The organism is Pseudoalteromonas sp. SG45-3 (genome assembly GCF_014164075.1).
Taxonomy (GTDB): Bacteria; Pseudomonadota; Gammaproteobacteria; order Enterobacterales; family Alteromonadaceae; genus Pseudoalteromonas; species Pseudoalteromonas distincta.
In genome coordinates this window covers 19,985-35,752 of sequence record NZ_JACJEN010000017.1, presented here as the reverse complement: position 1 = coordinate 35,752, position 15,768 = coordinate 19,985, and the positions used below count along the sequence as shown (strand labels likewise).

Genomic DNA, 15,768 nt, shown 5'->3' with positions numbered 1-15,768 from the left:
GCGAGTGGAGCAATCGATGCAACCAATAGAAGAAATGATCAAAGAGTTGAGAGTACATGACTTAGATAACGTTGGTTGCAGCAATGTGGGAACTTTATATTGGAATTACAAAAATAACCCAACAGTCAGAAACCTAAGCATATTAAATAAATTTGGTAACGTTGCTAACAATACATTACTTCAAAGCAATGAGCCTTGGTTAATAGATTTACTTGATAATAAAGATAAAGTTTATGCTAAAACATTAATTAATGAGCTAAGTTTAAAAGATGTTATCAGTCAACTAACAGTTAGATTTGAAGATCAACAAAGCAAAATACATCAATTAGAAAGTAAACTTATAGACGTTAAATCTGAAGCTGATTTTTTTAAGAGCTTAGATATAGCGTCAATTATTAGTAATGATAAAAAGTTTATAGAAATAGACATTACAGAGGAGTTTATTGAACTTAATTTTACTTTTGTTAGGCCTTACGTCAGAGCAGTTAAAGTTAGACAGCAAAATGCTAAGCATGAATTAGTATTAGAGCTAAATTCAGGCGTTGAGTTAACAGAAGAAATAAACATTCAAGCAATGTTTAAGCGACCTTTTCAAAGTCAGGTGAAAATGTCGACTTATGTGTACCAGCATTTGCTCTGTCTCCATGATGTATTTTTTAGCTTAGTTAAAAATCATCAGCATGCACTTGAACCACTTAATAAGTTAGCACCAGACTTTATAGATGCAGTATTAAATAACGATATAGTTATTGAAGGCAGACACACATTTGAACTATGTAGGTATTTAGGTGTGCTATTTGAGGTGGATTCTAGTGAGTTTCTTAGTTGTGTAAACGAAGTGAATAAAAGCCAATATATTCAGGTTGTAGTTGATAATAAGATTGAAGTGAATTTAATTGATTTTAGAAATTCACTCTCAATTTATAGTGCAGATATCGGTCCTGGGGTAATTGGCGAGTTAAGTGTGTTTAATATGGCTCTTTATCAAGCCGTTCAAACTTTAAGCAGAACACAAATTTATGAAAGGACATAACGAATAAATAAATTTATATCTATAGCTCATTTGATGGTAATTTTATTCACATAAAAGTAATTTAATTACCATTTCACAATGTAGTTATTTGATTAAATCTTTACAAAACAATCTTTTATACTTTGGCATTAAGCTTGTAATAGTTTATTTGTATTTAACTATTACAAGGCTTAACCATGACTTCTAAAATTATCCTTAATGCAAACGATTCAATAACCTGTCCTCATTGTGATACTGATTTTCATGTAAAAGATGCGATAGCAAAGCATTTAATTGAGCAACATGAAAACGAGTATGAGCAACTACTCAACCAGCAATTAACTTCCTTTAAAGCCCAAGCCACAAAAGAGGCAGAAAAATCAGCGTCAAAAATATTTCAGCAGCAATTAACCCAATTAAAAGAGCAGTTAGAAGATAGTAAGCAAAGTGCAGAAATACTAAATGCTAAGATTGAATCTGAAAAAGCAAAAGTAGAGCAGCGCGTGAGAGAGGCTGTCAGTTTAGAACAACAAAGCCTAGAAGAGTCAATTAAATCTAAAGATGAGCAATTAGATCAATTTAGAAACGAAGAGCTTAAACTCAGAAAAGCTAAAACAGAGCTTGAAGATAAACAAAAAAACTTTGAGCTTGAATTAGCACGTAAAGTTGAAGAGCAAAAGCAGTTACTTCGCGACGATGCTGCAAATGAGTTCAAATTGATAGAAGCTGAGTACCGTAAAAAAATTGATGATGCTTCCAAAGCTAATAACGACCTTAAGCGCAAGCTAGAGCAAGGGTCACAACAATTACAAGGTGAAGTTTTAGAGCTTGAGCTAGAGACTACATTGGCTCATTTATACCCAGTAGATTTTATTGAACCTGTAAAAAAAGGAGCTAAAGGCGCAGATGTTATACAAACGGTTTGCATGCGCTCGGGTACTGTATGCGGAAAAATAGTGTGGGAAACAAAGCGAGCTGAAAATTGGTCAAACGCCTGGGTCAGCAAACTTAAAACAGATGTACAAAATGCTGCTGGTGATATTGGAGTGCTAGTAACAACCGTATTTCCTGCAAATACAAATGCACCTATGTTAATGGTTGATGGAGTTTGGTTAGTTAAACCTGCTTTAGCAAAAGGGCTTAGTGAGGCGCTTAGAATCGTACTTTTAGAGTCACAGCGCCAAAAAACGGTTAGTGCGGGTAAAAATGAACAAATGGAAGCTATTTATGATTACATATGCAGCCCTCAATTTGTTCATCGTTTAAAAGCTGTTGTAGATCATCAAGAACAAATGAAAGTTGAACTTGATAAAGAAAGAAACGCAATGCAAAGGATCTGGAAAAAGCGTGAAGGGCAAATTACAGGTATCACAGCGCAAATGATGTCAATTTGTGGTGAGCTGCAAGGCCTCTCGCATGGCGGAATGCCAATGTTGGATGAGATAGCTGCTCTAGAGTAATGGACCAAGACCAGTCGAGAGCATATTTTGCTCTTAACTGGTCTCTAAAATAAGTGATTTATCTAAATAATCACTTAACCACTTGATTTGAGTAAAATGAATGGTAGATTAACGCTAGTAGTATATAACTATCCCAAGGTCGGGAAGCAGTAAAAAGGAATTGCAGTGATAATACCCCAGCGTTACCCCTCTATTTATAGCTCTGCTCGGATAATAAAAATTTCAAACGAGCCAATCATTCTATTACCCCTAGCTCTATATACAGCTAATGCATCAATTGATGAGGGAATCCCCTGTGCAAAATAATTTTTTAACTCCATCTCAATGGCTTTCTCAGTTTCTTTCTTCTCGTAATTTAGACTCAGTAACTGGCGGGCCTTTGTTTACTTATCAGATGAGGTATGAAGAGTATCAAGAGCTAAAAACGGTTGTGTCAAGGTTTTATCCAAAGACAAGCATAAGCTCTCGCAAACACAAAGATTGGACCGCTTGCTTTGTATTATGTTGCTCTGAATGGTACAGGCGAGATTGTGATTCACTTAAATGGGAATGGTATTCAGCCTGGGAGTCTTTAGGTTTTGAGTTAACAGCTTCTCAAAGGGCTGATGTTATACCTTTGGGGTTAAAGGGGTTTTGGAAACGACCTATTCGAAGCTATGAATCTGAAAGGCGTAACTTTTTAGGCTCTGTATTTATAGAGGGTGGGTTACCGTTTCAACTAATAAGTGCAAAAGAGAATAAATTTTCTGATTTGATTAGAAAGATTTTACGTAACTATTATAAAGTTGATTTAATTGGCATTCCATTAAAGCAATTGATAAGTGGTTATTTAGAACATTTTCCTAGCGTTTTTACTGAAGATGAATCAGTAGAGCTAATCGCTAAAATCGTTCGAAATTTAATGACGCTGGCTGATAAAGTCGATGCAAATAATCAAAATGATTTACCATCAACACAGCTTGACCAAATTTTACCTAACTGGCGTAGTCAATTTCCCATCCCATTAGATGTAAATACAGGAAAAGGCCTATTAGACAATTGGTTGATAGGTGCGTCCTCAGCAAGTTCTTCAATTAAAAAGCAGCATTCGAAACTATCTTGTAAGCACTTTTTTGATTTAAATAATTTACTGTTTAGCTCTGAAGTATCCTTACCTAAATCACTAAACTTTAACTTTAAAAAATCAGACGTTAATTCAAGCAAGTTTGACCTGGGATTAAATGAAGGTGCTAAAAGGAGAGCTGACTTTGGAAGCGTGTTCGCACAGTTCGAAACTAATCGCACAGTCATAAAGCCAAGAAAGAAAGGTGTTTGTTTTTCTAGAACCAATATTGATAGCTCTTTGTTTATTGAATTATCTGAACTAGGGGTTAATGTTGATCAGCTTAATATTGAAAACTCATCAATTGGATTAGGGGAGGCTCCTATTGGTTTTGTTTTTGATGAAGATGAAAATAAATATACTTGTATTGGTCAGGCAAGTTTTACTACAAAACACAAAGAAATTTATGTTTTAGTACCGTCATCTTATGAAGTCGAAAACCTTAGTGGCTTTGCGTTAAAAGATAAAGATATTGAAGCCTATGGCTATAAATTAAGTTGGTATAAAGTTTCAGGTGATATTCGATTTTATTGTTCAGAAAGCCGATACCGTTTACGTACAAACTCTACATCGAATACTAGTGGAATGCTGGCTATAGTTGGTGATGAAGTTCAATGGGAAACCAGACCCGCTCAAGTATATAAGGGTGTCCCTGAAATCAAGTCGGTAAATGATCATGCAGTTGTTAACTTTGGGTTGACGAGATTATTAGATAATAAACCAGTTAATACTATTAAAGAATATGAGAAATATGGACAACATGTATTTAGTGTAAAAAATAATGACGGCGATACTTTAATTAAGCGAAAAATAGCGGTTCTTCCCCAAGATTTGTCTATTTCTTTCAACAGTGAAAATGAAAATGCAGTAATCAATGTGACTACAGCTCAACCAATAGTTGTTTCACTAATTGCCTCTGAAGCTAAAATAGTTCAATCAAAAAATAGTAACACTAGGCACTTTACTATAACGCCGAATTCTTTGCCTCCTGCAAAAGTAACCATGCAAATAAGTGCAAATTTACTTTGTGATCCAATTGAAATTACTTTGCCTTATCCTGCCGAAGGTATTTATGGTTTTGACAAAGATGGGAATGAATTATCAGAACAGCTTACCGTTCACCAATTACTTGGTTCTGAAATCTATTTATTTTCTAATCAAGATTATGACGAAAAATTTGAGTTGGAGTTTGCCTTAAAGCCTATTATTAGGAACTCTCCCACTATATTTTCATCTATTTCTGTAAGTAATAAACCTAAGGTTCTCAGTTTATACAGTTTTAAAGAAAAAATTGTTTCATTGCTGTCTTTATGTGACAAGTTGGATGCTGAAGTTGCTATAAGTATCAAATGTCGCGGATATAGAAAACAATTTACTGTAAGACGCTTTGCATCAGAAGTGAAGTTTGATCCTGTTGATAAACTGTACTCATTTGAATCAGGTGATTCTTCAGGGGAAGTGAGCCATAACCTGCTAGCAATGAAAATAGCAGAACCTGAATGTAAAACTGTAAGTTTACCTCGAAGAATGCTCGGTAGTATTGAATTGGATAGGTTTGAAGTTGCTAAAGAAATGACTAAAGGGGGGCCTTGGCTAATTATTCCTGGAAATAGGCCTGATATTGACTTTAGACCTGTATTTTATTTTGAAGATGCACTCGAAATAGCAAATATTAAACCTTCATCTAGCATGCAATCAGCTGTTAGAGCCTTTCATCCTAAATTTAACCCGTTGGCTATTGCCGACATGATGGAGGTAATGGCTAATGATTATCACCACTCCAGTTGGCTTTATATAAGAAGCCTGTGGGAGAACTTTGGTTACTTACCCTTATCAACCTTTGAAGTTTTCAAAGCGTTAACAAAAGACCTAAAAGCCTTAACCATTATTTTATTCAAATTTGAAATGGATGAGGAATTTATTCGTCGCTTAGACACTGAATTTCCGGTTCTTTGGGAGTTTATACCTTTGGACTATTGGCATAGTGCCAAAAATGATTTTATTAGCTCTTTGGAAAAAATAAATATTCCTGCTGACTTTATTCTCGAACAAGTCAATTCAATGTTTGATCGTTTGAGTAATTCGTTGCCAACTTATCCTGTAGAAATTATTGAACACTTAAAAGGGAAAAAATTGGCACCAAGGTTACCATTACCGCTTGAAAAGCAAGTCTTGAATGAAACCTGGTTACAAGAGTTAGCTAGGGATCATGCTGAATCAGATTGGCCAAATTCACAGCAAAAATTAATTGAAGAAGCTATGCGTTTATTAACTGAGGCAAGAGCTATTGTAGGCCCTTTACATTTTAGACAAACATCGGTTGTTTACTATCCGGTGATAGCCGCTGCAATAGCAACTAAAAAAGTTAATTTTGAACAGGTATTTTCAACCGACTCAGCAATCACCTTTGCTTTTAAGCAATTAAGAGACTTTGAACCCGTCTGGTTTTCATCTATGTATAGTTATTTTGTGAGTTACTTTACTCAAAAAGTATAAAAGGAATTATCAATGAATTATTTTTCAGCATTAGTAGAGCAGTCATTAAGCAGAGCGAAAGAATCAACTTTAAGTGTTCTGGGGATCACGAACCCTAAATTAAGAGAGCACCTGCAAGTACAAATGCAGGGTAAATGCGGAGATGAGGGATCGTTTTTAGCCTCCCCATTATTTGAGCATACTTTTGGTTGGACACAAGCTGAGCCAAAAATGAAAGATTTAGTCGATGATAAACTCTTATCTTCTAAAGTAATATCATCTCTCGATAAAGCAAAAGTTACAAATAATAAGGGCAAAGTAGTCGAGAATAAGTACCAGTTTAAGTCAGAGTATCATCCTTATACGCACCAATTAGCTAGTTGGGAAACGTTATTAGGTGACGATGTTAAATCAGTCGTTGTTACGAGTGGTACGGGGTCAGGTAAAACAGAGTGTTTTATGGTGCCAGTTCTTGAAGATCTTTACCGTGAGCAACAAAGAAAACAAGAGAAACTGTCGGGGATCAGAGCCATTTTTTTATACCCGCTAAATGCATTAATAAATTCACAACGCGAACGTTTACATGCGTGGACAGAAGACTTTGGTGGTGATATACGTTTTTGTTTGTATAACGGAAATACTGAAAATAGTGAGATTAAGGTACGAGCAAAGCAATCACAAGTACCCAATGAAATACTTTCACGAGAGTTGATGCGTAGAGAGCCTGCGCCAATACTCGTTACAAATGGAACTATGTTGGAATATATGTTGGTGCGTAATGTTGATGCACCAATTATCAATAAATCTAAAGCAGAGCAGTCATTGCGCTGGATTATTCTTGATGAAGCACATACTTATGTTGGCTCACAAGCAGCGGAACTCTCAATGCAATTAAGGCGAGTGCTACAAGCTTTTGGTGTAGAGGCTAAGAATGTAAGGTTTGTCGCAACGTCGGCAACAATTGCTGATGAAGATGCTGAAGCACAGCTACAAAATTTTTTAGCTGAGCTTGCAGGAGTATCACCAAACCAAGTCGTGGTCATTGGTGGTAAGAGAGCAATACCAAAGGTGAGCTTTAATATTAAGAATACTCTTTCCTTAACGCAAATATCAGCTATTGAAGCGAATAAACCAGATAAAGCAAAGGACTTTGATCCTGATGTTTCAACTAAAAGGTTTGAAGCTTTATGCCAATCAGAAGTTGCAAAGGCAATTCGAGATAAATTTGTTCAAAGTGATAAACCTATTAAGTTAACGGATTTAGTTGAGTTTCTTCAAGGGCGATTTCCACATGATGATTTTAATCAAGAGCTAGTTCTTAAGTGGGTAGACTTATTAACAGGGACTAAGCCAGATAAAAGCTCTCAAGCATTTCTGAAAGTAAGAGCGCATTTCTTTCAACGAATGCTAAATGGCCTATGGAGTTGTATAGATCCAAACTGTCCAACAAAAGACAGTACCGTATTAAAAGATCACTGGCCTTTTGGTAATGTGTATGTTGCACAGAGAAGTCGGTGTGACTGTACTGCTCTAGTTTGTGAAGTCGGTTTTTGTAATGACTGCAATGAACCTCACTTGCTTGCCGTTGAGAAAAACCATGCAATTGCTCAACGAGAAACAAATGTATCTGATGAATTTTCATTGTTAGTAGACGTAGATGAAGATCCTGAAGAATTGACTTCTAGAGCTTCAAATAAAAAGCATTATATTTCACCAATTACATTATTAGCTTCTCCAGATAGGGAAGGGAATTTTATAAGTGTTGGTATTAATAAAACATCTGGGCTTATTGGAGGCTTAGAGGAAGATATTACGTTATATCTATATCAAGACTATGAAAATGAATGTGGAAATTGTTCATATAAAGGCTATTCAGGAAATAAACCAATAAGAAGAGCAATGCTTGGCTCTCCATTCTATGTAGCTAACGTTGTACCAACATTATTAGAGTTCTGCCCAGATGCAGAAGTTGTTGATGGATTAGGACCCAATAGCCTGCCAGGAAGAGGTAGAAAGTTAATCACCTTTACTGATAGCCGTCAAGGTACGGCACGGATGGCGGTAAAAATGCAGCAGGAAGCTGAAAAAAGTAAACTAAGAGGGTTAGTTTTTGAAATCATTAAAAAGAAACAATTACTATCCCCTCAACAGGAACGACTTGATGATGACACAAATATTGAAGAGCTGAAGAAGCTAGCAGATCAGTTAAGGGCTATAATGCCAGCAAAAGCTGCTGAAATTGATGAAGAGATTAATGCTAAATTAAGTGGAAGCTCTACTCTTAAGTTTGTAAATATTTCTTGGGAAGAAATGCTTACAGAATTAATGCTTAAAGAAGATATTAATACCAACATTCTCCATTATAACAAATATGCAAACCAAGAAATATTTGGTACTGATACGGGAAAACGTAAAGTAGCGGATATGCTGCTTACTCGGGAGTTTATTAGAAGGCCTAAGGTTTACCATAACCTAGAGACTCAAGGATTGGTTAAACTCACATATGATAATTTAGGAAAAATAACGGACTTACCGGATAATTGGTCCAGTAAGCAATTAACCTTACAAGACTGGAAAGATTTTTTAAAAATTTGTTTAGATTTTTATGTAAGAGATAACAGCTACTTTAAGCTTGATGATGATTGGAGACAATGGATTGGCTTTAAGTTTGCAGCCAAAACTCTTATTAGTCCAACAAGTGATGATAGTAATGAAAACAGAGTAAAAAAATGGCCTTCTATAAAGAAAAACGTTGCTAATCGTTTAGGGAAGTTACTAGCTTTAGGAGGAAGTCTAAAATTAGATAACGAAACGGATATACAATTAATTAATGACTGGTTAGCCAAGGCATGGAGTCATTTAACTAACCCAAAATATAATTTATTGAGTAATGATAACGGTAAATTTTATTTAGATAGAAGAAACATATCTTTTAGCCTTATGTGTGATGGATTTTTATGTCCATCAACAAATAAAGTTTTAGATACAACATTTACCGGGTTAACCCCTTATTTACCCACTCATCTTAAGAGTTTTGATCCAAAATCATATTCCTGTAAACCTATTAAGTTACCTCAGTTGTGGGATGCATTTGAAGAAACAGGAGATTTTCAAACTGATTTATCAAGAGTTCGTGAATTCATTAAAAATAATTCTGAAATAAAAGAAATGAGAGAACTTAATCTCTGGACTGATATAAATGACAGGGTGTTAGAGGGCGGCTTTTATTATCGTACTGCTGAACATTCAGCTCAACAGTCAGCTGATCGGCTAAAAATTTACGAGGACGATTTCAAACTAGGAAAAGTAAACGTTCTCAACTGTTCAACAACAATGGAGATGGGTGTTGATATTGGCGGTATTTCTGCTGTCGTAATGAATAATGTGCCTCCTCATCCGGCTAATTATTTGCAAAGAGCTGGGCGTGCAGGGCGAAGTAATGAGTCAAGAGCAATAGCATACACATTATGTAAAAGTAACCCTCATGATAGCGAGGTATTCAATGATACAGCCTGGGCATTTGTCACGAAAATACCCGCACCTCAAATCTCATTAGATTCATCTAGATTGGTTTCACGTCACGTAAATTCTCTGTTGTTATCAGTATATTTAAGGGATGTTATTGGTAATACGGATAAAGAAAAAACATCTTTAAATTTGCAGTGGTTCTTCGAATCTGAAGATGGTGTTGTATCTACCTGTGACAAATTCAAAGCTTGGATGGACTCGGCCTCAGATCCAATTGAAGAAGCTGTAAAAAGCTTAGTGAGAGGCACGGCTTTAGCTGGGAATGAAGTTCGAAGTATCATCAACTCATCTAAAAAGGCAATAGAAAAGCTACAGGCTTTATGGTTATCTCAACTGAACAATCTAAGTTCAGCACTAACAAGTGCGACAAAAGACTCTCCATTTGAGTATAGGATTTCTCTTGAGTTGGCCAGACATAGAAAAGAGTATCTTTTAAAAGAATTAGCAGGAAAAGCCTTCTTACCTGGCTATGGGTTCCCAACAGATGTGGTTACTTTGAACAACTCTAATATAGTTGATTTTAGACGTGAAAAAGAAGGGATAAAATCTAAAACGAAGTTTCGTGAAGATAATATTTCTCAATTAAGGGATATGCCTAGCCGGAATTTGGCTGTGGCAATTAGAGAGTATGCTCCTGGGGCACAACTAGTTATTGATGGACGAGTATTTCGCTCTGCTGGAATTTCACTTAATTGGCAAAAACTAGGTAGTGGTGCTAGAGAGGCACAAAAGTTTGATGTGGCATGGCTGTGTAGATACTGTGGTCAAACGGGTATTGATAGGTCTAGTTCTACCACGGACGAACTTAAGTGTTCTAGTTGCAGTCGCAATATACATTCATCTTTAATTAAAAAAACAATTGAACCAACAGGCTTTGTTACTGACTTTTTTGACTCTCCTGGTAATGATATTACTAGACAGAACTATATTCCAGTTCAACCAGGCTGGCTATCACTAAACGGTGAAGAATTTCCGCTTCCAAACCCTGCTACTGGATTCATGAGTTATGGTAGTAATGCAACTTTATTTCAACACTCATCAGGAGAGAATGGAACGGGCTTCGCAGTTTGTTTATCATGCGGTAAAGCAGAGTCGATGACAATAGATAGTAAGTTCCCAACAGGGTTATCACCTACTTCGGAACATAGACCAATAACATCGACCCCTAAATCTAAAGATTCTGATGGCTATCAGCCAGCATGTGATGGTAGCGCCACTGTACATTCTGATATTCACATTGGGTGCACAAGCTTGACCGATGCATTTGAATTGACATTAAAGCATCCGATTACAGGTCAGTATATCGATGTATCTGATGAAGGAGAAACAGTTGCGTTAACTTTAGCTGTTTCATTAAGAAACGCATTAGCTCATAAATTAGGTATCTCTACATCTGAAATTGGTTATGCAGTTAGACCTTCTAGAGATCTGAATTCAAATTTACCTGCGATGGTCATACAACTTTATGATGCAATAAGTGGTGGTGCTGGGTTTGCTACTAGTGCAGCCCGTTTCATCGGTAAACTATTGGTTGATATGCACTCAAATTTAGCTTGTTTATCAAGTTGTGATGAAGCTTGTTCTTCATGCTTATTAGATTCAAATACAAGACATGATGCCAATCATTTAGACAGAAAAGCTGCAACTGAATGGTTAGGTAATGACTTTATAAAGTTTATATCACTGCCCACTGAGTTTGAGTATTTAACGGAATCCAAATATTGTCATGAATCGATAAAAGAATTTATTTCACACCAAATAAATAAAGGTGCGAATTCGATTAAGGTTTGGTTGTCAGAAGAAACTAATGAGTGGGATCTTGACGCTAGGCAAGTCCACATGTTCATTTACCAAATGATCCAAATTAATGGAGTTGAGTTGTCCTTTGTTCTGCCAAATCTACAATTGGGAGAAATAGAAAAACGTAGCCTACTTAGATATAAAGAACTGGGTATAAAATTACTAAAACCAAATAAAGAGTTAACAAATGGCAATATGGTCGCTCTGGTTGAGTCTGCTAATAAATCAGTTTCAATTGCTAGTCAAAGCGCAGAAATGTTGTCACCCAATGGACATTGGTTAGAAAGTAATAGTGAGGACATGTTAGTTAAATCTAGCTTATCGCAAGATTTTAAATTTAGTGAAATAGATACATCCCAGTGGATTGTTAACCTATCTGACGGTGCAAGAGTTGAGTTTAGCACTGAGCTTAATGGTGAAATAAAATCGTTTGGTGACAGGTTTTGGGCATTCATTTGTAAAGAATATGAGCCGTTAGCAAATGAATTTAAAGATGGTGAGTTAATAGAGGTTGCTTATACAGATAGATACCTTCAATCACCTTGGTACATGATTATGTTAGGAGAAATTATTAGAGGGTTGCCTTTTAATTCTAAAACTTCATTTGAACTACAGACATTATTCTCATCTAAGCCGGGAACTGGACGCTTTATAAATCATGACTGGAATATTTCATCAGATATGGTTGAGGTAATTAACTTGTGGTTTAAGGAAGGTATTAAGTTACCTTGTTTTATTGATTTGCATGAGAACAAAGCTGATATTTCACACCGAAGAGAGCTTACTCTCAAGTTCAAAAATGGTAACGAATATTGTATTGGTTTTGACCAAGGTGTTGGCTATTGGAACCATGATTTATCGCGGAATAAACATTATTTTAATTTTAAAGATGTTAGTAACCAACTATTTCAAATGTTTGAGGCGTGGGAAAATGGGAGTCTTAAAAACGGCTTTGATTGGAAAACTGTTTTATATATAAATAAATCATAGCTATCAAACTCTTTTACTCAAATTACATTAAGGTAATAAAAATTACCAAAATGTAATTTGTTTTATACGCTACGATTTAAAAAATAATTAACCTATTGTTTTTATAGCTTTTTATATTTGGAATGGTTTTCGCTTTATATGGTTATCTAATCATATGAGGAAAACGTAATGGCTTTTATTGTCACAGAGGATGACCGATTTTTTGTATTACCTGAAGTAACCAATAGTAAACACGCTCTGGTTAGAGAGGGACAAAGAGGGATATCTAAAAAGCAGGTAATGCTAGCTTATAAATATGGCCGAGTAATTCATTCAAGACGTGCGGTTTATCATGTGATTGGTAATAAGGAAATTAAAAAATACGGTGACATTGAACCAGAGCTAAAAAAGATGAATGGTGTTCAACTTGTTATGTCATCAAAAGGAACTGTTTTAACTACCTTCCGTAACAAGGACTTAAGAAAAGTTCGTCCATATAAGCATAATCATAAACATTTACATTAATTAAAGTTTGATTGACACAGATTTAATCAAAAATAAGGATAGAAGATGAGTTTAAAAAAATTCGCGGTAGCAAAAGCAAGGGCACTACCAGTAATCATTTTAGCTGACACCAGTGGCAGTATGTCGGTAGACGGAAAGATCGCTGCGCTGAATGAAGCCGTTCAGAACATGGTTTCTACATTTAGACAAGAATCAGCACGACAAGCCGAAATTCAAGTGGGCTTAATTACCTTTGGTGGTGATAAGGCTGAAATGCATCTACCTCTTGCTAAAGCATCAGAAATAGAAGCTATGCAGCCATTAGAAGCTATTGGCCGCACACCAATGGGTCATGCGTTTGAATTAGCAACCGAGGTGCTTGAAAAGAAAGAACTGATCACATCTCGCGACTATCGCCCCGTATTAATTCTGCTTTCTGACGGTATTCCAACTGACGCTTGGCAGGCAGGTTTAGAACGTTTAACAACAAGTGAACGCGGTCAAAAAGCCAGTCGTTTTGCAATGGCAATAGGAGCTGAAGCTAATATCGATGTTCTTGAGGCATTTAACAATGACTTAGAAGCGCCAGTATTTAAAGCCAATGAAGCCAGAGATATTCATCGTTTCTTTAGGGCTGTCACCATGAGCGTAACAGCACGCTCTCAGAGTAGAACCCCTAACGAACTTGCACCGATTAACTTTGATGAGTTAGAGAATGATGACGACGATTTAGGCTTAGATTTAGAAGGCAAATGGTAAATATTCGTCACCTAAGTGTTTCTGTCATAGGACCTGGTCATTTATTAAACAGTCAGCCCAATCAAGATTCAGTGCTAGTAAAAAGGGTGCCAAGTGGTTGGCTCGCTGTTGTTTGTGATGGCATGGGGTCTAAGCCTCATTCAGGTTTGGGATCAAAACAAGCATGTCGAGCTGCCTTTGACGTGATTAAGAAGGTTGATTTCAGCATTGAAAGTAAAGCGTTTATCAAGCGAGTTTATCAAAAGTGGTTGAACTCGCTTGGCGATATTAAAGCCAGCGATGCAGTGACAACGTGTTTGATTGTTTGGGTTTCTGATAGCGGAGAACTAAGAACGTTTCAGTTAGGTGACGGTTTAATTTTAACATCGCAACAGACAATAGAGCATTCGAATACAAATGATTTTGGCAACATCACTACTGGCTTAGGTAAATCGAAACAGTTTTCAGACTGGCAGGTAACGCAGCAGCAATTGAGTGTTGGTGATGTGATTGCGCTTATGACCGACGGCATTAGTGAAGATCTGCACCAAGGCATGGAGCTGGACTTTGCAAATTCGATTGTTGAAAGCACTAAGGGCAAGAGTATTAGACAAGCTAAGGCTTGGTTAAAAAACGAATTTAGGAATTGGGGTACACCGAATCACACGGATGATAAAACCCTCGCCCTATTGGTTTTGAATTCAAGGGTTATAAAAAATGACAACTGAACAAACAAGAAAGCGCATGGTTACCGATACCTTTGGTCAAGAGTTCGAGTTAGTAAAAAAGATTGGACAAGGTGGTCAGGGAGCTGTTTGTACAACTCAGGTTGATAACGTGCTGGTTAAAATGAGCACGCAGCGAGATAAAGATAAAAAAAGAAATTGGCTTGAGCATGTTCATTGGTTAATGAGGCAACCTTTAGAGCAATTAAACATTGCTAAGCCATTCTCGCGCATTGCCATGAAAGGGAATAACTTTGGTTATGCAATGGAGCTGATGGATGGATTAATTCCTCTAGAATCGCTAATGAATGAAACTGAAGAGTTAATTGCAGCGGAGGGTTCACCAGAGCATTACTTATCAACAGGTGGCTTAAAACGTCGAATGACTATTTTGGCAAAGCTTGCCAGAACACTGTCAGATCTTCATGCAAGAGGTTTAGCATACGGAGACCTATCTCCGGCTAATATTTTTGTTTCAGAAAACCCTGATTACTCTGAAGTGTGGTTGATAGACTGTGACAACATTTGTGTCAATCAACGAGAAAGTTTTGACTCTTTGGTTGATGAAGGCAAGCCTAGCCGCATTTTTAGCCCAGGTTTTGGTGCACCAGAAGTTGTTAATGGCGACAGCTTTGTTTCCTCGCTAACGGATGCATGGAGCTTTGCAATCGTCGCAATGAAGCTATTAACAACTAACCACCCATTTATTGGTGAAGCTGTTGAAAATGGTACACCTGAAGACGAAGAGCGAGCATTTGCGGGTGAGTTACCTTGGATATACCACCCAACTGATCATGCAAATGCGCTAGATGAAGATTACCCCAAAGGCATTCCATTAGAGCTGGTTGCGCTAAAGCCTCTTTCTAATTTATTTGAGCAATGCTTTAACGCGGGTAAAAACGATCCGCTAGCCAGACCGAATTTAAGTGAATGGGCGGAAGTCTTTGAACAGCTGGCGCATATGCTAGTAAAGTGCCAAAACAACGAATGTAATGCTTCTTTTAATTTCTTGGTGAGTGACGGCCATTTAGAGTGTCCTTTCTGTGGCTCCTCAATGAACAACAGCCAGGTCTTGTATATTCGTAATAACCTCCAAGATTTATCAATTCTAGAGCTACCGAACACAACGATTTACGACACATACGTTGATACGGGGTATCACCAAACGCTTAATATTGGCGAAACCATTGTACTCAAAAACTCTTGCCCTGGTTCTATGTACTGGTCTGAATCACAAGAGCTACTGTCGATACGCTTTACCAAAGAGGGTTTAGAGATTACGCCAATAGGTGCTAAATCTTTTGAGATGGGGATGGGTAAAAACAAACTTCAAACCTTCAACTTGAAAACACCAATATCGGCTTCGACAAGAGCTAATCAATGGCTACTTATTAAGCCAATCGTCGAGGCCCCTGAGCCGCAAATAGTTAACCTGTTCAGGTTGAGGTGGTAAGC

Annotated in this window: 8 protein-coding genes; all 8 read left to right on the top strand. The window is 36.8% G+C overall.

Annotated elements, in window-relative coordinates; all coding sequences use genetic code 11:
* The first annotated feature begins 16 nt into the window (after positions 1–16).
* The 8 genes from H5126_RS16560 to H5126_RS16525 all read left to right on the top strand — a co-directional run bounded on the left by H5126_RS16560 (position 17) and on the right by H5126_RS16525 (position 15,766).
* Positions 17–1,033 (top strand): hypothetical protein, encoded by a 1,017-nt coding sequence (locus H5126_RS16560; protein WP_182720618.1) that lies wholly within the window; start codon positions 17–19, stop codon positions 1,031–1,033.
* A gap of 176 nt (positions 1,034–1,209) precedes the next feature.
* Entirely contained in the window at positions 1,210–2,472 is a 1,263-nt protein-coding gene (locus H5126_RS16555; RefSeq protein WP_182720617.1) for a DUF2130 domain-containing protein, read from the top strand.
* A 295-nt stretch (positions 2,473–2,767) separates the two neighbouring features.
* Entirely contained in the window at positions 2,768–6,070 is a 3,303-nt protein-coding gene (locus H5126_RS16550) for an STY4851/ECs_5259 family protein (protein ID WP_182720616.1), read from the top strand.
* Positions 6,071–6,082: 12 nt separating this feature from the next.
* On the top strand, positions 6,083–12,367 hold the full coding sequence (locus H5126_RS16545; RefSeq protein ID WP_182720615.1) for a DEAD/DEAH box helicase: 6,285 nt from the start codon (positions 6,083–6,085) through the stop codon (positions 12,365–12,367).
* A 168-nt stretch (positions 12,368–12,535) separates the two neighbouring features.
* A complete protein-coding gene (locus H5126_RS16540) occupies positions 12,536–12,871 on the top strand; it encodes a hypothetical protein (RefSeq protein WP_024596477.1) in 336 nt (111 codons plus the stop codon).
* Between the two features lie 45 nt (positions 12,872–12,916).
* Positions 12,917–13,609, top strand: a complete 693-nt coding sequence (locus H5126_RS16535; RefSeq protein WP_182720614.1) for a VWA domain-containing protein — start codon at positions 12,917–12,919, stop codon at positions 13,607–13,609.
* On the top strand, positions 13,603–14,316 hold the full coding sequence (locus H5126_RS16530; RefSeq protein WP_197189102.1) for a PP2C family serine/threonine-protein phosphatase: 714 nt from the start codon (positions 13,603–13,605) through the stop codon (positions 14,314–14,316). Before H5126_RS16535 ends, H5126_RS16530 begins: the two co-directional genes overlap by 7 nt.
* Complete coding sequence (locus H5126_RS16525; RefSeq protein ID WP_182720612.1) at positions 14,306–15,766, top strand: serine/threonine-protein kinase; 1,461 nt, start codon at positions 14,306–14,308, stop codon at positions 15,764–15,766. Before H5126_RS16530 ends, H5126_RS16525 begins: the two co-directional genes overlap by 11 nt.
* The last annotated feature ends 2 nt before the right edge of the window (positions 15,767–15,768 follow it).

Bases quoted from the DNA above. Each gene is read 5' to 3' on its own strand.
- H5126_RS16560 (WP_182720618.1), top strand. From the start codon at position 17: ATGCAACCAATAGAAGAAATGATCAAAGAGTTGAGAGTACATGACTTA.
- H5126_RS16555 (WP_182720617.1), top strand. From the start codon at position 1,210: ATGACTTCTAAAATTATCCTTAATGCAAACGATTCAATAACCTGTCCT.
- H5126_RS16545 (WP_182720615.1), top strand. From the start codon at position 6,083: ATGAATTATTTTTCAGCATTAGTAGAGCAGTCATTAAGCAGAGCGAAA.
- H5126_RS16540 (WP_024596477.1), top strand. From the start codon at position 12,536: ATGGCTTTTATTGTCACAGAGGATGACCGATTTTTTGTATTACCTGAA.
- H5126_RS16535 (WP_182720614.1), top strand. From the start codon at position 12,917: ATGAGTTTAAAAAAATTCGCGGTAGCAAAAGCAAGGGCACTACCAGTA.
- H5126_RS16530 (WP_197189102.1), top strand. From the start codon at position 13,603: ATGGTAAATATTCGTCACCTAAGTGTTTCTGTCATAGGACCTGGTCAT.
- H5126_RS16525 (WP_182720612.1), top strand. From the start codon at position 14,306: ATGACAACTGAACAAACAAGAAAGCGCATGGTTACCGATACCTTTGGT.